At 69.3% G+C, this 18,265-nt stretch carries 20 protein-coding genes and 1 pseudogene; 7 read left to right on the plus strand and 14 right to left on the minus strand.

What is annotated here, in order from left to right:
• The first annotated feature begins 72 nt into the window (after window positions 1-72).
• Window positions 73-423 (plus strand): hypothetical protein, encoded by a 351-nt coding sequence (locus ACFHVL_RS17210; protein WP_416629026.1) that lies wholly within the window; start codon window positions 73-75, stop codon window positions 421-423.
• Between the two features lie 266 nt (window positions 424-689).
• On the opposite strand, the gene ACFHVL_RS17215 is transcribed toward ACFHVL_RS17210, so the two are convergent.
• Window positions 690-965 (minus strand): hypothetical protein, encoded by a 276-nt coding sequence (locus ACFHVL_RS17215; RefSeq protein WP_416629027.1) that lies wholly within the window; start codon window positions 963-965, stop codon window positions 690-692.
• Window positions 958-1,470, minus strand: coding sequence for a hypothetical protein (locus ACFHVL_RS17220; protein WP_416629028.1), 513 nt, complete (start codon window positions 1,468-1,470; stop codon window positions 958-960). The genes ACFHVL_RS17215 and ACFHVL_RS17220 overlap by 8 nt, the downstream gene beginning before the upstream one ends.
• Before the next feature lie 188 nt (window positions 1,471-1,658).
• On the opposite strand from ACFHVL_RS17220, the gene ACFHVL_RS17225 reads away from it, so the two are divergent.
• Both ACFHVL_RS17225 and ACFHVL_RS17230 read left to right on the plus strand, forming a co-directional pair.
• Window positions 1,659-2,444: a helix-turn-helix domain-containing protein gene (locus ACFHVL_RS17225; protein ID WP_123600323.1), complete on the plus strand. Its 786-nt coding sequence runs from the start codon at window positions 1,659-1,661 to the stop codon at window positions 2,442-2,444.
• Window positions 2,435-2,620: a DUF397 domain-containing protein gene (locus ACFHVL_RS17230; RefSeq protein ID WP_416629029.1), complete on the plus strand. Its 186-nt coding sequence runs from the start codon at window positions 2,435-2,437 to the stop codon at window positions 2,618-2,620. The genes ACFHVL_RS17225 and ACFHVL_RS17230 overlap by 10 nt, the downstream gene beginning before the upstream one ends.
• 159 nt (window positions 2,621-2,779) lie before the next feature.
• Here the strand turns inward: ACFHVL_RS17230 and ACFHVL_RS17235 are convergent, their stop codons facing one another.
• Window positions 2,780-3,373, minus strand: coding sequence for a TetR/AcrR family transcriptional regulator (locus tag ACFHVL_RS17235; RefSeq protein WP_416629030.1), 594 nt, complete (start codon window positions 3,371-3,373; stop codon window positions 2,780-2,782).
• A gap of 80 nt (window positions 3,374-3,453) precedes the next feature.
• Between ACFHVL_RS17235 and ACFHVL_RS17240 the strand changes: the two genes are divergently transcribed.
• Window positions 3,454-4,206 (plus strand): DUF2306 domain-containing protein, encoded by a 753-nt coding sequence (locus ACFHVL_RS17240; RefSeq protein WP_416629031.1) that lies wholly within the window; start codon window positions 3,454-3,456, stop codon window positions 4,204-4,206.
• Here the strand turns inward: ACFHVL_RS17240 and ACFHVL_RS17245 are convergent.
• A complete protein-coding gene (locus ACFHVL_RS17245) occupies window positions 4,197-5,495 on the minus strand; it encodes an MFS transporter (protein WP_416629124.1) in 1,299 nt (432 codons plus the stop codon). The genes ACFHVL_RS17240 and ACFHVL_RS17245 overlap by 10 nt on opposite strands.
• A 252-nt stretch (window positions 5,496-5,747) precedes the next feature.
• Here ACFHVL_RS17245 and ACFHVL_RS17250 point away from each other — a divergent pair, with 252 nt between their 5' ends.
• The gene (locus ACFHVL_RS17250) at window positions 5,748-7,151 is read left to right on the plus strand and encodes an MFS transporter (protein WP_416629032.1); all 1,404 of its coding nucleotides are present in this window, start codon (window positions 5,748-5,750) and stop codon (window positions 7,149-7,151) included.
• Here the strand turns inward: ACFHVL_RS17250 and ACFHVL_RS17255 are convergent.
• The 10 genes and pseudogenes from ACFHVL_RS17255 to ACFHVL_RS17300 form a co-directional block, all read right to left on the minus strand.
• Window positions 7,120-8,838, minus strand: a complete 1,719-nt coding sequence (locus tag ACFHVL_RS17255; RefSeq protein WP_416629033.1) for an alpha-amylase family glycosyl hydrolase — start codon at window positions 8,836-8,838, stop codon at window positions 7,120-7,122. The two genes, ACFHVL_RS17250 and ACFHVL_RS17255, sit on opposite strands and share 32 nt — an antisense overlap.
• A gap of 76 nt (window positions 8,839-8,914) precedes the next feature.
• Window positions 8,915-9,940, minus strand: coding sequence for a LacI family DNA-binding transcriptional regulator (locus tag ACFHVL_RS17260; RefSeq protein ID WP_416629035.1), 1,026 nt, complete (start codon window positions 9,938-9,940; stop codon window positions 8,915-8,917).
• A 38-nt stretch (window positions 9,941-9,978) separates the two neighbouring features.
• Window positions 9,979-10,947: a carbohydrate ABC transporter permease gene (locus tag ACFHVL_RS17265; RefSeq protein ID WP_416629036.1), complete on the minus strand. Its 969-nt coding sequence runs from the start codon at window positions 10,945-10,947 to the stop codon at window positions 9,979-9,981.
• Window positions 10,948-10,952: 5 nt separating this feature from the next.
• Window positions 10,953-12,011: a carbohydrate ABC transporter permease gene (locus tag ACFHVL_RS17270; RefSeq protein ID WP_416629038.1), complete on the minus strand. Its 1,059-nt coding sequence runs from the start codon at window positions 12,009-12,011 to the stop codon at window positions 10,953-10,955.
• 87 nt (window positions 12,012-12,098) lie between these two features.
• A complete protein-coding gene (locus ACFHVL_RS17275; protein ID WP_416629039.1) occupies window positions 12,099-13,442 on the minus strand; it encodes an ABC transporter substrate-binding protein in 1,344 nt (447 codons plus the stop codon).
• Between the two features lie 265 nt (window positions 13,443-13,707).
• Entirely contained in the window at window positions 13,708-14,214 is a 507-nt protein-coding gene (locus ACFHVL_RS17280) for a TspO/MBR family protein (RefSeq protein WP_416629040.1), read from the minus strand.
• A gap of 134 nt (window positions 14,215-14,348) precedes the next feature.
• Window positions 14,349-14,492, minus strand: a complete 144-nt coding sequence (locus tag ACFHVL_RS17285) for a GPGG-motif small membrane protein (protein ID WP_199757467.1) — start codon at window positions 14,490-14,492, stop codon at window positions 14,349-14,351.
• A 37-nt stretch (window positions 14,493-14,529) separates the two neighbouring features.
• The gene (locus ACFHVL_RS17290) at window positions 14,530-15,267 is read right to left on the minus strand and encodes a metallophosphoesterase family protein (RefSeq protein WP_416629126.1); all 738 of its coding nucleotides are present in this window, start codon (window positions 15,265-15,267) and stop codon (window positions 14,530-14,532) included.
• Window positions 15,264-15,572 (minus strand): hypothetical protein, encoded by a 309-nt coding sequence (locus ACFHVL_RS17295; protein ID WP_416629127.1) that lies wholly within the window; start codon window positions 15,570-15,572, stop codon window positions 15,264-15,266. Before ACFHVL_RS17295 ends, ACFHVL_RS17290 begins: the two co-directional genes overlap by 4 nt.
• A 66-nt stretch (window positions 15,573-15,638) precedes the next feature.
• Window positions 15,639-15,879, minus strand: a pseudogene (locus ACFHVL_RS17300) (hypothetical protein); the annotation flags it as partial.
• Between the two features lie 178 nt (window positions 15,880-16,057).
• On the opposite strand from ACFHVL_RS17300, the gene ACFHVL_RS17305 reads away from it, so the two are divergent.
• On the plus strand, window positions 16,058-16,678 hold the full coding sequence (locus tag ACFHVL_RS17305; protein WP_416629129.1) for a dTMP kinase: 621 nt from the start codon (window positions 16,058-16,060) through the stop codon (window positions 16,676-16,678).
• A gap of 600 nt (window positions 16,679-17,278) precedes the next feature.
• Window positions 17,279-18,208 (plus strand): sigma-70 family RNA polymerase sigma factor, encoded by a 930-nt coding sequence (locus tag ACFHVL_RS17310; RefSeq protein WP_416629130.1) that lies wholly within the window; start codon window positions 17,279-17,281, stop codon window positions 18,206-18,208.
• Window positions 18,209-18,265 lie beyond the last annotated feature (57 nt).

Below are 18,265 nucleotides of genomic sequence, written 5' to 3' on the forward strand. Positions count from 1 at the left end.
GATTCCCACACATCTTGACCGTTCCGGACACCGCGCCCGGTGATCAGAGCCTTACCCGGAAAGGCTCATTGAATGGTGAGTTCCTCAGGTGATCCTGCCTGGCGCGTGCGCGGTTCCTGGGCGTACTGGCGCGCGTTGATCATAATGCGGCTTTTTCTTCTTGCCTTCTTGGCTGTATTTGCCGTGATTCTGGCGCTGTTGCTGGGAGGGCCAGCAGAGGTGCTGAGGCCAATATTTTTTGGACTGATCTTGGTGGTCGGTTTCGGAATCTTCCTGGGGCTGTTTTCTGTCCGTCCGGTGCACCGCCGCATTGAAGAAACGCCGTACTTTGCGGACATGGACGTCTTTGAACGTGGGCCCAAGCTGTTCGGCATGGTCGCGGTTGACCTTTTTGCCCTGAAGAGGTGGCGGCCCGGGCCCTGAGCTGTCGGGCTTGACCGCAGTGGGCTGCGGTCGGTCGCTGGGACGCGCGCATCGCAATCGAAAGCCGAGGCTGCTCGCCGGGAGTGTTGACCCCCGGGGCGCAGCTTCCCGGATCTCCCGTCCAGTGTCCCCGGGCAGGGGTTGCCGGACCCCTGGGTCCGGATGCCGGCCACGGGTTCGGACCTCGGATCACGGGGATGGGATCCGGGCGTCCGTTCTGGTCCGGCTAGCGGGGAGCGGTGGGGAATGCTGCGCCCCGGGGGCGCCTATCGGGGTCCGGCCGGGTACCCAAGGTCTACCGTGGTGACCGCGCCGGGCCGGCGCAGCGCATCCTTGTATGCCCGTACGCTGACCGCCTTGCCGTCGCGGTCAGGCTCGTCAGGGTCGATTTCCCAGCCGTCTATCCGCACCCACGAGTGTTCCTCGGGCGACGGCCAGATCTCGGTCACGCGGAGTCGGATGGGGCGGGTGGCGTCCACGTGGTCACATTGCCGCAGCGCCACCAGATCACCGGGGCACACCAGCGGGGTCGGCTCAGGCATCGTCGAGGGCTCCGTACGACTCTGCGGTTTCGTCCTTGTCGTCGTGCGGGTAGCCGGCGGGCATCAGTCCGGACAGGTGCAGGACGGCGCGGATTCGTCGGGCGTTCGCCGGCTCCCACCGGTCTAGGATCGCGATCGCCCGCAGGAACGGCCGGCACGGCCCGGGGACGCCGCCGCATCGGTGGCATTCGCCGGTGGTCCGGTTCGGCAGGTGGGTGCGGGCGGTCGAGTTCGCGTCGTGGATCGCCCGGGACAGCGCGGGGGAGCGGGCCGCCCGGCCGGTGCGGTCCGCGCTCCGGGCGTCGTCGACCGCACCGTACGGGGCGGCAGCCACGCCGCGCGCGCCGGCGAGCTGGAACCGCCCGTCCTGATCGGGGTCGGTCTCCCCGGGGGTCCGCTTCGGCAGCGGCGGCCGGCCCGGTGTGGGTTCCGCATCGTCCGCTGCTTTGAACGTGATGTACCGGGCGAGGCGGGGAGTCCCGCCTATGCCGTCATTCCTGATCACCATTTCTCCTCCGAGCGAAGTCGACTGTGGTGTTCGCCGACTTCCACCCTGGACTATCAGCCCCCCACCACAGAAGATGGGGGAAGCCCGGGAGCGACCAGGTGGCAATTGATCAACGCGGGTGACTCCGGGGAATGTCCGGCACCGGTCAGTGGTGCGCAGTGATGAATTGAGGGACGTGAAAGGCTATGTCTGCGAGCGAGTATCTGGTAGAGGACCTCCGTCGCGTCCGAGAGATGCTGGGGCTCACCCAGGAGTCCTGGGGCGAGCGCCTGCACTTCTCGGCGTCGCACGTCGGGGCGGTGGAGCGTGGCGAGCGGCCGGCGCTGCCGGACTACCTCGGGGCGGTGGACCGGGTGTACGGCACCGCGTTTATGAAGTTCTACCGGGAGTTCATCCGTGGCGAGTGGACCCCGGTGTGGTACCGCCCGTTCGTCGAGTACGAGGGACGGGCGAAACTGCTGCGGATCTTCCAACCGATGGTGATGCCCGGACTGTTGCAGACCGAGGCGTACGCACGTGCCCTGTTGCAGGCGCTCAACACCAAGCCGGAGGAGCTTGAGCCGACCCTGGCCGCCCGACTGGACCGGCAGGAAATCGTCACCCGGGCCACCAACGCCTGCCGACTGGTGGTGGTCCTCGACGAGATCGTGTTACGCCGTTCGGTGGGTGGGCCGGAGGTGATGCGCGACCAGTTGAAGGCGATCGCCGACGCCAACCAGCGGCAGAACGTGCAGGTGCACATCGTGCCGTTCACCACCGGAGGCTATCCCGGGGTGCTCGGGCCGATGGTGCTCGCGACCGTGGACGGCCGGACGGTCGGCTTCCTCGAAGGCCACCTGGAAGGACGGTTGATCGAGGCCACGGATGCCACCGAGGCGCTGGAAGAGGACTGGGAGACGATCCGGGGGTACGCTCTGCCCGGCCAGCAGTCCCACGAGATGATCATGGAGGCGATCGAGACATGGAGCTGACCGAGGCGCGTTGGCGCAAGAGCACCAAGTCCGACTCGGCGAACTGTGTCGAGGTGGCCGACAATCTTCCCGGCCGCGTCTACGTCCGGGACACCAAGGACCGCGACGGCGGCTCGTTGGCGTTCGCCCCGTCGTCCTGGTCGACCTTCGTCGAGCTGGCCAAGACGTACGCCTGAGCCCACACCGATCCGCTTTCCGTAGGCAGAGCACACAGAGCCCCGGGACCCCGCCCCAGTTGTAAGGGTCCCGGGGCTCTCTGCCGCTCGTGAGGTGACGCTGACGCACGTTAAATCGGCGAAATAGCGTGCGTCAGCGTCACCTCGACGACGTCAATCTCAGCCGGCCGGGTCGCGCAGGATCGCCGCGAACGTGTCGCGGATCAAGTCGTCCGTCGGGGCATCCAGGCCGAGTTTCGTCAGGCCGCCGGTGAGGCGCAAGGTCGTCAGGCCGTGAACGGTGCACCAGATGGTGCGGGCCAGGGTGGTGGCGGACTGACCGGCGGGCAGGAAGCCCGCTCCTTGCGCCTCGGTCACCGCCCCCACCAGGGGTGCGAAGGTGTCGGACCGTACCTCGGCCCACGACCAGTGTCGGAACATCATGCCGAAGATCGCATTGTTCTCCTCGGCGAAGCGCAGGTACGCGGCGACCAGGCGGATGATGCGGTCGGCCGGGTCACTCGCCTGCGCGGCGGCGGCGCGCTGAGCGGCACCGAAGGTGTCGTACCCCTCGTCGCGCAGCGCGGACAGCAGCGCCTCGCGGTCGGTGAAGTGCCGGTACGGCGCCGCGGAGCTGACGCCGACCCGCCGGGCCAACTCGTTGAGGCTGAAGCCCTCCGCTCCGCGTTCGGCCAGCAACTCCCGGGCGCCGTCCAGCAGCGCCTCCCGTAGCGCTCCGTGGTGGTACGTCCGGCGAATCGCTCCAGCTGGCATGTTGACGACATTAACATCGGGTCGTATGTTGACGTCGCTTACATTGTAAATGGCACTTACATACTTGCCAGGGGGCGGTCATGGGCGACACGGCAGTGGCGGCGGCACCACCGGGGCGGACAACCGGCGGCAGACCGGCGCGGCGGTCTCGTACCGGCTGGACGGTGGTGCTGCTCACCTCACTCGCGATCGCGGGATTCTCGCTGTCCACCTATGCCAGCGCCGACCTACGCGCCCTCGCCGACGATGGTGCCGGGTTGGCCGGCACCTACGTGGACGCGCCGCTGCCGGTCCGGCTGGCGCTCTACGTCCACGTCGCCCTCGGATCGCTCGCGCTGCTGCTCGGGCCGTGGCAGTTCTCCCACCGGCTGCGCCGCCGCTGGCCGGTGGCGCATCGCTCGGTCGGCGTGGCGTATCTGCTCACCGTCGGCGTCGCGGCGGCGTGCGCGCTGGTGATACTGCCGTTCAACCACGCCCGGATGGTTGGCTTCTTCGGGTTCGGCGCACTGGCGCTGCTCTGGGCGTACACGGCGTGGCGGGGGTTCGACACCGCACGGCGGCGGGACCTGCGTCAGCACCAGTCCTGGATGTTCCGCAACTACGCGTTGACGTTCGCCGCCGTCACGCTGCGCTCGTGGGTCGGCCTGCTCATCGTCGTCCAGTTGCCGTTCGCCGGGCCGGACGCGGATCCGGATCTGCTGTTCGAGACCGCCTACGCCGCCGTGCCGTTCCTGTGCTGGTTGCCCAACGTGATCGTCGCCGAGTGGCTGATCCGCCGACGCGGGCTGCCCTCGTACCGCCTCGTCGACCCGAAGCCTGTGGATCAGGGCTGATCCTGGCGCACCGAATTGGTGACTGTGACCATCGGGACCGAGCTGTCAGCACCTTTTACGGGTTCGCCTGGCTGGTCGCGGTCTTCCTGTCCACCACGCCGCGATCGGTACGCCCTGAACATCGCGACACCTGCCGCCGCCGCGCCGAAGGCCAGAGTCAGCACGGCCGAGGCGACGATGGTGGGTTGGGCGCCGACTGCGGTGATCAGCGGCCCGCCGGCCATGGTCCCGAGTGGCACGGACAGGGTCACGATGGCGGCGTACGCGGCGAGCACCGGTGCCCTCATGGTGCCGTCGGTCGACTGTTGCAGCAGGGCCATCGTGGTGGCGGGGAACGGTGCCCAGATCAGTCCGCCGACCGCGAACGCGGCAAGGGCGAGGCCGGTGGGTGCGCCGAGGCCGAGTGGCAGCAGCGCCGCACCCCAGCCGAGCACGATGGCGATCGTGGTCGGCCACAGCGGCCAGCGGCGGAGGTAGCCGGCGGCGAAGCCGCCGACGATCGCTCCGACCGCGAACACCGTCCAGAACGCGGCGAGGGCTCCGGCCGAGCCGCCGAGTGCCTGTACGGCGTGGATCGGGAGCGCCACCTGCACCGGCCCGTAGAGGAAGAAGAATCCGAAGGTAAGGCCGGCCAGGCCGAGCAGGGTGCGGTCGCGCCAGATCGCGGTGAAGCCGGCCAGGCTGGACGCCTGCCGCTGCTCGATCGGGGCCCGGGCCGTTCTCGGCACGGCGAGCAGGTAGGTGATCGCGAGGACGGCGAAGGTCGCGGCGGTGACGGCGATGACGAGGACGGGACCGCCGACCCCGATGAGAATCGCCGCCAATGCCGGGCCGACCAGCATCGACGCCTCGGCGAACAGGCCGATGAGCGCATTGCCCGCCAGGCGGTGTTCCTGCGGCAGCAGTTCGGCGATGAGGGTGAACCGGCCCGCCGAGCCCCAGGACCGCAACAGCGAGGAAAGGCCCAGCAGCAGGGCGTACAGCGCGATGTCGAGTGCTCCGGCGAGGTAGACCACTGGGATCATCGCCAGTACCACCGCCCGCAGGACCGCGTCCCACGCCGCCAGTTGGGCACCACTGCGGCCGTTCAGCAGCCGGCCGAACAGCACGGTGCCGAGCGCACCCGGCAGCGTGTATGCGGCGACCGCCACCGCCACCCAGACCCCGGCACTGCGCTCTGGCGCCAACTGGATCGCGAGCCAACTGACCGCGAGCAGGCTCATGCCCTCGCCCACATACGACAGAGCGAACCCCGGAAGTAGCCGCCGCAGAACCCGGTGCCTGACCACCGGCCAGTAGGGCGACGACCGAACGAGCGACGGCAGGGCTTCCCGAACGGCCATCCCGAAAGCATTCCAATACCGTCGGTCACACCGCCAGTAGGTTCGCGCCCAGCGGAACCCGGACCCGAGCCGCCTCGCCGGACATGCCCAGTTGGTGGGGGAGGGTGACCACGCCCTCGGTCGGGTCGGCTGGGCATTCCCCTCGGCTGACGGTGGCCCGCGCACCGACCGACGGCGCGCTGACCCATACTCATCGGCATGTCGGTGACCGGTGGGCGGGCGCATCGCATCTACAGCGTCGTCGTGTTCATCGTGCTCGCCTCGCTGGACAACGTGGCGATCGGCCTGGTCCCGCCGCTGTACGGCAGCATCGCCGACACGTACGCCGTACCGGAGGGGGCGATCGGGGCGGTTACCGCCGCGACCTTCCTGGTCGCCGCGATCGCCGCGGTCGGCTGGGCGTACGTCGGCGACCACGGCAACCGCAAACCGCTGCTGATGGCCGGCACGGTGATCTGGGGCCTCGGCGCGGCCGGTACCGCCCTCGCCGGCAGCTATCCGCTGTTCTGCGCCGCGCAGCTGGTCGCCGCTGTCGGCCTCGGCGCGGTCGCCTCGGTCGGCTTCTCGGTGGTCAGCGATCTGATCACCCCCGGCCGGCGGGGCCTGGTGATGAGCTTCTGGGGGCTGTCGCAGGGCGTCGGCACGCTCGCCGGCACCCTGCTCGGCGGGCTGCTCGGGCACGCCGACTGGCGTCGGCCGTTTCTGGTTCTCGGCGCGGCCGGGCTGGTCGCGACGGTCGCGTACCTGTTCACCTACGACGTGCGGCGTGGGCAGAGCGAGCCCGAGTTGGCCGGTCGGTTCGCCACCGGCGGCGAGTACGAGCACCGGATCAGCCGGGCCGACCTGCCGACGATCGCCAGGCGGCGGACCAACATTTGGCTGGTGTCGCAGGGGCTCACCGCGCAGATCGCGTTCGGTTCGCTGGTGTGGCTGCCGGCGCTGTTCCGGGCCCGCGCCGAGGACCAGGGTTACACCGCCGGTACGGCGATCATCGTCGGCAGTGTCTTCGCCACGTTGTTCCAGCTCGGCGGGGCGTTGTCGATCGTCGGTGGACTCGTCGGCGACCGGCTGCAACGGCGTACCCCTCGGGGTCGGGCCCTGGTCGCGGCGGTCGGCATCCTCGCGGCGGTGCCGTTCTACCTGGTGTTGTTTTTCGTCCCGATGCGGATCGAGGTACCGGACGGTGCCGGCGCGGGTGCGGTGACCGCCGCCGTGCTGCGCGGCGTGCTGACCGAGCCGACGATCGGGTTGAGCTTCCTGACCGCCCTGCTCGCCCTGGCGTTGACCTCAGCGAATTCGCCGAACTGGTTCGCGTTGATCGCCGATGTCAACCCGCCGGAGCATCGGGGCACCGTCTACAGCCTCGGCAACCTGGTCAACGGGGTCGGTCGGGCGACCGGCAACGCGTTGCTGCCGGTCGCCCTGCGGGCGGTCGGTGGGGTGGTCCCGCCGCCGCTGAACTACGCGGTCGGGCTCGCCGTCTTCCAGCTGTTCTTCATCCCGACCGGGATCATGTACTGGCTGGCGTCGCGGACCACCCCGCGCGACATCGCCGACGTGCACGCCCTGCTCACCGAGCGCGCCGCCGGGCCCAGGCCGTGACGTCGGTCGGCACCTGTCCGGTGGCGGTCAGCGGGCCGCTGGCGTGCACCAGTTCGGTTCCCGGCGGCAGCGCCACCGGCCCGGCACTGAGGTTCGTCACCACGATCACCTCGCCGCCGGTCTCGGCCCCGGTGTCGGTCCCGGAGCCGATCCGGAAGGCGAGTACGTCGTCGGGCGACTCCATCCAGCGCAGCCCGCCGCGGCCGAGGCCGTGTTCGTGGCGCAGCCGCAGCGCGGTGCGGTACATCTCGTACGTGGAGCCCGGCACATCACGCTGGCGGTCGAGGGCGTACTCGGCCCAGATCGGCGGTTGCGGCAGCCAGCTGGCGTCGGTCGGGCCGAAGCCGTACGACGGGCTGTCGGCCTCCCACGGGATCGGCACCCGGCAGCCGTCGCGGCCCCGTTCGGTGTGGCCGCTGCGCAGCCAGGTCGGGTCCTGCCGGACCTCGTCCGGCAGCGTGGTGTGCTCGGGCAGGCCCAGCTCCTCACCCTGGTAGAGGTACGCCGAACCGGGCAGGGCCAGCATCAGCAGGGTGGCGGCGCGGGCCCGACGCAGCCCCAACGCGGTATCCGGCTGCGGGTCGTCGGTGCCGATCCCGCGCGGCCGGGGGGCACCGACCGGCAACGCCAGCCGGGTGGCGTGGCGCAGTACGTCGTGGTTGGACAACACCCAGGTGGTGGGGGCGCCGACCGCGTCGGCGGCGGCCAACGACCGTCCGATCACCGTACGCTGCGCCTCAGCGCTCCATGCCGCCTCCAGGTATTCGAAGTTGAACGCCTGGTGCATCTCGTCGGGGCGGACGTAGGCGGCGAGCCGCTCCGCCGGCTGCACCCATGCCTCGGCGACCAGGATCCGTGCACCGGGGTAGGCGTCCAGTACGGTGCGCCACTGCCGGTAGATCTCGTGTACGCCGTCCTGGTCCCACATCGGCGGGCGTGGCTGCTCGACGTGGCCGCCGGAGGTGGTTTCCTCCGGGTAGTGCCAGTCGGCCAGGTCCGCCTGCTTGACCAGCCCGTGTGCGACGTCGACCCGGAAGCCGTCGACACCCCGGTCGAGCCAGAACCGCAGGATCTCGACGAATTCGTCGCGTACCTGCTTGGAGTCCCAGTTGAGGTCCGGCTGCCCGGCGTCGAACAGGTGCAGGTACCACTGTCCCGGCGTACCGTCGGGGTTGTCGGTGCGGGTCCAGGCCGGTCCGCCGAAGACCGACCGCCAGCTGTTCGGCGGCTCGTCGCCGCCGGGTCCCCGGCCGTCGCGGAACACGTACCGGTCGCGGGCCGGGCTGCCGGGTGCGGCGGCGAGGGCCTCGACGAACCAGGCGTGCGCCGACGAGGTGTGGTTGGGCACCAGGTCCACGACGACCCGCAGGCCCCGGTCGTGCGCCTCGGTGATCAACCGGTCGGCGTCGGCAAGGCGGCCGAAGATCGGGTCCACGTCGCGGTAGTCGGCCACGTCGTATCCGGCGTCGGCCTGCGGCGACGGGTAGAACGGCGAGAGCCACAGCGCGTCGACGCCGAGGGCGACCAGGTGGTCGAGTCGGGCGATGATGCCGGGCAGGTCACCGATGCCGTCGCCGTCGGAGTCGGCGAACGACCGCGGGTAGATCTGGTAGATCACCGCCTCCCGCCACCAATCGGTGTCGGCACCGTCACGGGTACGGGTCGTTGGCGTGTTCACCGAATGCACTCCTCAGTTCGGTCGACGGCTTGTCTGTCCGGGGGCGCTGAGCACCGTACGTGGTCTACCAGGTCGGGTCGGGTGGTTACCCGTTTTCCCGTGGTGGCGCGGTCGATTCCCGCAGGACCAGGCGGGTGGGCAGGATCACGCTGGCGGCGGCGCAGTCGCGGGCCGCGCCGGACAACGGCCCGAGCAGCGTACGGGCGGCCAGCCGGCCCTGTTCGGCAGCGGGCTGGGCGACCGTGGTCAGCCCGACCACCCGGGCGACGTCGTGATCGTCGACGCCGACGACGCTGACGTCGGCTGGCACCCGCAGACCCGCCTGGCGGAGCGCGGCGATCGCGCCGAGCGCCATCTCGTCGCAGGCGGCGAAGATCGCGGTGGGCAGCGGATCACGGCGCAGCAGGTCCCTGGTGGCCCGGCCGCCACCGCCGATGGTGAAGTCGCTTTCCACGTCCAGCGTCGGGTCCGGGGTCAGCCCGGCGGCGACCAGTGCCTCCTGGTGGCCCCGGCGGCGGTCCAGGTGAGTGGTGAAGGCCAGTTCGTCGGCGGAGTTGCCGGAGATGTGCGCGATCCGGCGATGTCCGAGCCCGAGCAGGTGCGTGGTGGCGGTACGGGCGGCGCCGATGTCGTCGATGCGTATGCTCGGCCAGCCGGGGACCCCGGTGCCGGAGCTGACGGTGACCCCTGGCATCTCCAGCGCCGAGATGGCGGCGAAGTCGGGCTGTTGCAGCGGGGTGGCGACCAGCATCAACGCGTCGACCCGCTGATGCAGATTCGCCGTGTGCAGCATCCGCTGCCGGGCGTTCTCCCGGCCGCCGAGGTTGTACAGCAGCAGGTCGTAGCCGGCCTCCTGCAGTGCGTCCTCGGCGGCCTCGACCACGGTGCTGAAGAACCAGCGGGTGATCCGGGGCACCACGACGGCGACGGCCCGAGTCTTGCCGCCGGCCAGCCGGGAGGCGCTCGGCGAGGCGATGTATCCGAGCTGTGTCGCGGCGTCGAGGACCCGGAGCCGGGTCGCCTCGGTGACCGTCGGTAGACCGCGCAGGGCCCGGGAGACGGTCGCCGTGGAGACTCCGGCCAATCGGGCCACGTCGTCGATTCTGGTCATGGATCATCACCTCGCCTCCGCGTGGCCGCGGTCGGCGGTCAGCCCTTGACGCTGCCGGCAAGCAGGCCTCGGACGAAGTACCGCTGCAGCGAGAGAAAGACGATCAACGGCACGATGATCGAGACGAACGCGCCGGCCGTCAGCCGTTGCCACTCGTCGCCACGGGTGCCGGCGAGTTCGGCCAGCCGTACCGTCAGCGGCGCCACCCGACTCTCGCCGCCAGCGAAGATCAGCGCGACCAGCAGGTCGTTCCAGACCCAGAGGAACTGGAAGATGCCGAACGCCGCCAGCGCCGGGGCGATCAGCGGCAGCACGATCGTCCGGAAGATCTTCGGGTGGGTCGCGCCGTCGACCCGGGCCGCCTCCATCAGGTCCTTCGGCAGTTGCGAGACGAAGTTGTGCAGCAGGAAGACGCCGAGCGGCAGAGCGAAACAGGTGTGGGCGAACCAGACCTGGACGTACCGTTCGTAGCTGTCCAGCCCCCAGGCCGGGGTGATGGTGACCCCACCGATGGTGGTGCCCACGGAGAAGAACCGCAGCAGCGGCACCAGGGCCATCTGCAGCGGCACGATCTGCAGCGCGAAGATGCAGATGTAGATCAGGTCCCGGCCCCGGAAGTTGATCCAGGCCAGCGCGTACGCGGCCAGCGCGGCGAACGCCAGCGGGAACAGCACCGACGGCAGGGTGATCACCAGTGAGTTGATGAAGTAGCTGGACAGCTGGCCGGAGGACGAGGATCGGCCGAACAGCACGTCCTGGTAGTTGTCCAGGGTCACCTGCGGATTGGTGAAGAAGGTCCACCAGCCGGTGGTCCGGATCTCCTCCGCTGGCCGGAACGACGACACGAACAGGCCGAAGGTGGGGATGGTCCAGATCACGGCGATGGCGATCGCGACGATCGTCGCCGTCGGGGTGTTGAGCCGCTTGCGGACCCGGCCGACGCGGGTACGGGGTTGTTCCTCCCCGCTGGTGGCCGGGGCGGCCACGGGGGGTGTGCTGGTGGTCATGGCTGTCACACCTCCCGCTGCTTGCGCAGGTTGCGGATCTGATAAATGACGATCGGAATGACCAGGACGAACAGGAACACCGCGAGGGCCGAGCCTTGGCCGTTCTGGCCGTAGCGGAACGCCTGGTTGTACATCTCGTTGGCGATGACACCGGTGTCGTAGTTGCCGTTGGTCATGGTCCGGACGATGTCGAAGACCTTGAGGGTGGCGATCGAGATGGTCACCACGACCACGATCAGCGCCGGGCGGATGCTCGGCATGGTAACCCGCCAGAACATCTGCCAGGCGTTCACCCCGTCGAGGCGGGCGGCCTCGATGATGTCGCCGGGGATCGCCTTGATCGCGGCGGAGAGCACCACCATGGCGAACCCGGCCTGGATCCAGATCATCACCACGATCAGCAGCAGGGTGTTCAGTGGTGCGTTGAGTTGCAGCCAGCGCTGCGGCTCCATGCCGAACAGGGTGACCACGTAGTTGAGCAGGCCGTACTGCTCCTGTTCGCCACCCCGGTAGGCGTACACGAAGCGCCAGATGATGCTGGCACCGACGAACGAGATCGCCATCGGCATGAAGACCAGTGACTTGGCCACGGCCTCGAACCGGGCCTTGTCCACCAGTACGGCGTAGATCAGGCCGATCGCGGTCGCCATCGTGGGCACCAGGAACACCCAGATGAGGGTGTTGACGAGCACCTGGATGATCTCGTCCTGGGCGAACATCCAGCGGTAGTTGTCCAGGCCCACCCAGTTCTCGCTACGGCCATCCATCAAGGAGAACACGGTCGTCCGCAGGGCCGGGACGACCAGGCCGATTGTCAGCAGCAGCAGCGCCGGCAAGAGGAAGAACAGCCCGAACAGGCCCTCGGAGCTGCGTGAGGGTCGACCGACCGGCACCGACCCGCCGCCGGCACTGGCCGCGATCAACCGTTGCTCGCGGCGCCGGGCGAACCAACTCGGTACGGCGTCGAGCAGCAGCAGCAGGCCGCCGACGATCACTGCGAACGCGAGCAGGCCGTACAGCAGCATGATCAGCTTCGGGATCTGCTCTGCGACGTCGAAGTACATCCGCCCTCCCAACGGTGTGTCGACTGATCCTGGCTATGGGGCGGCCGGCCCGCCCCGGATCATCCGGGGCGGACCGGCCGCGTCGTGTCAGTTGGTTGGCCAGGAACCTTCGATGTAGTCGAGGGTCTCGGCGGTGCTCTGACCGCTGAGCCAGTCGACCATGCCGCGCCAGAACGTGCCGGCGCCGACGGCGGCCGGCATCAGGTCGGACCCGTCGAAGCGGAACGTGGTGTTCTCGTCCTGCAGGATCTCCACCGAGAGCCGGTCGATCGGGTTCTCCACGTTGGAGATTTCCAGCCCGGTGTTGGCCGACACCCAGTTGCCCAGCGAGGCCCGGCTGTTGGCGTACTCGGGCGAGGCCAGGTAGGTCTGCACGGCCTGGACCTCGGGACGGTCGGCGAACGCCGCGGTGAACTCACCGCCGCCGAGGACCGGCTGGCCGGAGCTCGGGTCGTTGGTCGGGAAGTAGAACGCGAAGACGTCGCCGTCCTCGGCCACCTCGGTGCCCGCCGGCCACTGGTTGGCGTAGAAGCTGGCCTGGCGGTGCAGCGCGCAGTCGCCGGCCAGGATCGGGGTGCCAGCCTCCTGGAAGGCGGTCGCGGTGATGCTGGAGACCCCGCCGAACCCGCCGTTGACGTACTCCTCGTTCTTGAGGATCGACCCGGCCTGGTCGACGGCCTCGGCGACCCGCGGGTCGTTGAACGGGATCTCGTGGGTGGTCCACTGGTCGTAGACCTCCGGAGTCTGGGTCCGGAGCATGATGTCCTCGATCCAGTCGGTGGCCGGCCAGCCGGTGGCGTCACCGGACTCGACACCGACACACCACGGCTTGGTGCCGCTGGCCGCGATCTGGTCGCTCAGCTCGATCAGCTGGTCCCAGCTCTCCGGCACGGTCCAGCCGTTGTCCGCGAACATGCTGGGTGAGTACCAGACGAAGGACTTGACGTTGGAGCCGAGCGGGGCGCCGTAGAAGGTGCCGTCGACCGTGCCGTACGCCAGCCAGTCCTCGCTGTAGTTCGCCTCGGCCATTGCCCTGGTCTCATCGCTGGCGGCCTGCAGCTGGCCGGCCTCGGCGAAGCGCCCGAGTAGACCCGGCTGCGGGATGAAGGCGATGTCCGGCGGGTTGCCGCCGTCGACCCGTACCTGCAGCTGGGCCTCGAACTCGCCGCTGCCTTCGTAGCGGATGTTGATGCCGGTGCAGTCGGCGAACTGGCTCCATGACTCCTCGAGCAGGTCCGCTTCGGCGTCTCGGATGGAGGCGTAGATGGTCACCTCGCCCTCGTTGCCCTGGTAGTCGCTGAACGGGGCGCATTCCTCGGAATCCGGGTCCGCGCTGCTACCAGTCTCCGAAACGCACGCCGTCGAGGCGAGTGCCAGCCCGATCGCGCTGGCGAGCGCGAAGGCTCGGCGTGGTCTGGTGAAGACCGCCATGACGTCCTCCCTTGCTAGCCGGCGGGCCCCGCGATCCCCCGCGTGTGGCCCTGCCGGTGGTTTGCTGTCTGGGCGTCTCCACATGTAAGCGCTTGCAATGCGGTGCCGTCCAGACCTGGGCAGGCACGAGCCAGTAACAATTCGGAAACCTCGGCGGGCGCACTCCGGTCCAGACGACGCGTCCGGCCCTGGCTGATGGATCAGCCAGGGCCGGATCGTGGACAGGTCCGCAAGCGGTGTGCGGTGACCCGTTCAGGTCAGGGAATCAGGTGTTGAGCCGCCAGATGGCCAGGTTCAGCGCGCCGGCGAAGGTGACCCACGCCCAGTACGGCAGCATCAGCAGTGCCGCCGGGCGGGAGGCCCGCCAGAACAGGGCCGAGGTGAGGGCGATCAGCAGCCAGAGGACGACGATGTCGACGAACGCCAGGCCGTAGCGGCCGGCGCCGAAGAACAGCGGCGTCCACGCGGCGTTGAGCACCAGTTGGGCAAACCAGACACCGACCGCCAGCCCGAGCCCGATCCGCCGCCACACCAGGAAACCGGCAACGGCGATCATCACGTACAGCACGGTCCAGACCGGGCCGAACAGCCACGAAGGTGGTGCCCAGACCGGTTGGGCGAGGCCGGCGTACTCGGTTGCCGGATCCGTCACGCCGAAGGCACCGACGGCGGCGGCCGCCGCCACGACCGCGGCGAACACCAGCAACCCCCATCCGCTCCGCTCGGCCTGGCGCGGCGACAGTTGTGGCGGGTTCGAGAGTTGTCGTTCCATATTTGCTCCACGGCGATTGCGAGCTTGGCCGGACCGGGCGCAGGACTTGAAGATGCCGGGACCGCCCTGCCGGTCCGCTTCGGGGAGGACCGGACCGGGCGTGGCGGTCCCGGCACGTGTGCGGACAGGAACCGTCAAGCGAACAGGCTCACACCACCGGGTCCGACGAGCAGCCCGACGACGATCAGCACGATGCCCCAGAGCAGCTGCCGGCGGAACAGGGCCAGAACACCGGCGACTACCAGTACGACTGCGAGAATCCAAAGAAGTAGCTCCATGGTCGCCGAGTACCCTGCCGCCCTGCTGCGGAAACCTTCACCGGTCCGGTCCGGTTGAGGACCCGGCGAGCGAGAACACGCTGTACGCCTGCTTGATGACCGGATGGGCGACGTTGCGGACCCGTACCCCACCGGGTGTGCTGCCCCGCTCGCTACCGAAGTGGGCATGTCCGTGCACCGCGAGATCGGTGCCGGCCCCGTCGATCGCCTCGGCCAACAGGTATGAGCCGAGAAACGGATAGATCTCCAGTGGCTCGCCGGCGAGAGTCTCCGGCACCGGGGAGTAGTGGGTCAACGCCACCCGTACGTCGCAGTCCAACTCCGACAGCGCCGCCCGCAGCCGATCAGCGGAGTCCACCGTGGAGCCAACGAACGCCTTCATCTCCGGTTCGCCGAACCGACTGGCGCACCGACCGGCGAATCCACCACCGAAGCCCTTCACCCCGGCCACGCCAAGCCGGCCGCCAGGAAGGTCCAGCACCACGCCGTCGCCCTCCAACACGGTGATTCCGGCCCCGGCCAGCACCTTCACCACCTGCGGGACCTGGTCGCAATGGTGGTCGTGGTTGCCCAGCACCGCGATCACCGGCACCGCGAGGTCACCGAACTCGGCGGCCACGCACCGCGCCTCGGCCTCGGTGCCGTGCCGGGTCAGATCGCCGGCGAGCAGCAGTACGTCGGCCTGATCGCCGATGCCTTGCAGCGCCGGCCGGAAGCGGCCCAGCACGTCGCCGTCCAGGTGTACGTCGCCCACCGCGGCAATGCGGATCATCAGAGCTCCTCCGCCTCGGTCGGTGCGGTCGTGCGGGTCACCGCGATGTCGGTGGTCAGCCGCACGCCGGGGAAGCGCTCGGCCACCAGCCGGACGATCTCCTCCCGACGGTGCAGGCTCTCCACCTCGCCGCGCAGCACCAGGGTGTGGTCCCGTCGGACGACGGTCACTCCCTGCTCGGCGACGGCGGCGTGCTCGCTCAGCAGCCGCTGCACCGCCGCCTCGGCGTACTCGTCGAGCCGAGCTGGCCCGGACCGGCCGGCCTGCTGTCCGGGTTGACCGGCCTGCTGCCCGTTTGTCGGCGTCATCGTCCACCTCCTGCTGGTTGTCCGGCACCACGTCGGGTTGCTGGTCGTCCGGCACCACGTCGAGCCGTGCGCGGACTCCCTGCGTACCCGCTCCCAGTCGATCTGTTCCCGCAGTGACCGGGCCAATGGCAGGGCCCGAGCGAAATCGCAGTAGTGCTGCGAGAAACTCAGTAGTTTGTGCACCATGAGCATGGTGGCGGAGAACACCGTGCAGGTGGATCGCGTCGACCGGCCGGGTCAGACTCTCCGCGAAGGTCGCGTCGGTGACCGGGGTTTCGATCGGGCGGTGGATCAGATCCACCATCCGACCTCGTCGCTCGGCTGCTGGGGTGCATGGGCTCGGTACCGTTGGATACGTGCTCGTCACACAGATCAAGGCACCTCCCGGACCGTCCCCATGTCAGCTTCCCGGCCACCCACCCACACCGTCCATCGGTGCGGAGCCCACATCGGAGCTTGCCGCGGCCCCACGCTCCGCGGTGCGAATTCGGCGGATCGCCCTGGTCGGCATCGACGGGGCAGGTAAGACCACTCAGGCGCATCTGCTCGCCAAGGGGATGACCGCGGCCGGCCTGCCGGCACGGTACCGGCGCAACGCCGGTGGCCGGCGCTGGCTGGATCGCCTCGCGGTCCGGCTCGGCCGGCCGGATGCCCGACGGCTGATCGGCCGCAGTGGACTGATGCTCTTCGAGGCCGTGCTGCGGTGGCTGGCGATCGCCCGCGCGAACGTAGGCTCGTCCGGCGCGGTCGCCGTGATGGACCGGTACGCCGTCTGCCAGTACGTCAGTCTCCGTACCCACGGGGTCGGCGGCGGCTGGGAGCGGATCGCCCGCCTCGCCTACCGGGTCTTCCCCCGGCCAGACATCACCTTTCTGCTGTGGCTGCCCCCGGCCGAGGCCCGCCAGCGTATCGAGGCGCGCGGCACCGACCGCGAGTCGTTGGAGCATCTGGTCCGCAGCGCCACCGCCTACTGGTCGTTGCCGGAGTCCACGGAGTTTGTCGTGATCGATGCGCGGGGTGACACGGCGCAGGTGGCCGGGCTGATCCGGCAGCAGTTGACCGTCCGGCTGCCTGCTGGTGCACCGATTACCGGGCCGCCTGCGTGATTTGTCGCCTTCTCGGCGTGCTGGCTGTTTGCCGGCGGTCTGCGGCGGGAATGTTCCTTCGACGGCCGGGGCCGTCCGGATCGGCCCTGTCCGGCGTCCCTGGGTCGTCCGGTGATGAACCGTGCACCCTGCCTCGACCGTACTCCCAGTCGTGAACCGAGGTTCGTTGGTCGAGCCGGGTCGGCGGTGACGCCGTGTCGGATCGACAGTGACGAGGATCGCAGGAGGGACAGTGACGGGAATCGCCGCGGTGCGCCGGGCGTCATGGGTGTCCTGGGTGCCCGCGAAATGTCGTCGCCGCCGGTGGTTCGGCGCGGCCGGCTGCCCTCGCGCGACGCGGCGACCGAGGGGCCTGGCAGGAAACGCCAATCCTGTTCACAGCGATTACTCAGGCAATCGTGTCAGCTTCGACTCACGAGACGGAATCCCTGGCGCGTCTCATCTGTTGTGTAGGTGTCGGCGCCGATCGGCGAAGCCCGGCGCAACGGGCCCGTCGGCAGGAGGCAGACGAGACGGGGGGAGAGGCTGATGAAGATGCGGGTCGTAGGTAACAGGGCAAGTGGGGTCAACGAGGGGACCGTGAGCAACGTGGAGAAGCCGATGGCTTTGCGGACCGACGAGGTTGCCGAGGAGCGGGACCTGGTCGGCGTCTACCTGCATGAAATCTCTCGCACGCCGCTGCTCGACGCGGCCCGGGAAGTCGACCTCTCCAAGGCGATCGAGGCCGGCCTCTACGCGGAGCACCTGCTGGAGCAGGGGGTGCCGCGCGCCGGTGTCAGCCGTGAGGAGTTGGAGCGGCTGGTCGCCGAGGGCGAGCGGGCCAAGGACCTGTTCATCCGGGCCAACCTGCGGCTGGTGGTGTCGATCGCGCGCCGTTACGTCCGCTCCGGCATGCCGATGCTGGATCTGATCCAGGAGGGCAACACCGGCCTGGTGCGAGCGGTGGAGAAGTTCGACTACGAGCGCGGCTTCAAGTTCTCCACCTATGCGACCTGGTGGATCCGTCAGGCAATCAGCCGGGCCATCGCTCAGCAGGAGCGGACCGTCCGGCTGCCGGTGCACCTCGTCGAGGACGTCAACCGGATGCGGAACACCGCCCGGCAGTTGACCCGTGAGCTCGGCTCGGATCCTGAGCCGGAGCAGATCGCCGCGTCCCTCGGAGTGCCGGTGGAACGGGTCCACGAGCTGGTGCGCTGGTCGCAGGACACGGTGTCGCTCGACACCCCGGTCGGCGACGACGGTGACACCAAGCTCGGTGACCTGGTGGCCGACAGCGACGCGCCGTCGCCGGAGGACATCGTGCTCACCGGGCTCGAGCGCCAGCGGATCGAGGGTCTGCTGAACCACCTCGACGACCGGTCGGCCGGCATCATGCGGGCCCGCTACGGTCTGGAGGATGGCCGGGAGCACTCGTTGACCGAGGTCGCCTCTCGGTTCTCGCTGTCCCGCGAGCGGATTCGGCAACTGGAGATCCAGGCACTGGGTCGGCTCCGGGAACTGGCCCGCGCAGAGGGTCTGCAGGCGGCCTGACCCTCTCCCACCCCGCGACGTCTCTGATCACGAAGTGGCCCGGCATCCGTAACGGAT

The organism is Micromonospora sp. LOL_023 (assembly GCF_048060115.1).
Classification (GTDB): domain Bacteria; phylum Actinomycetota; class Actinomycetes; order Mycobacteriales; family Micromonosporaceae; genus Micromonospora_E.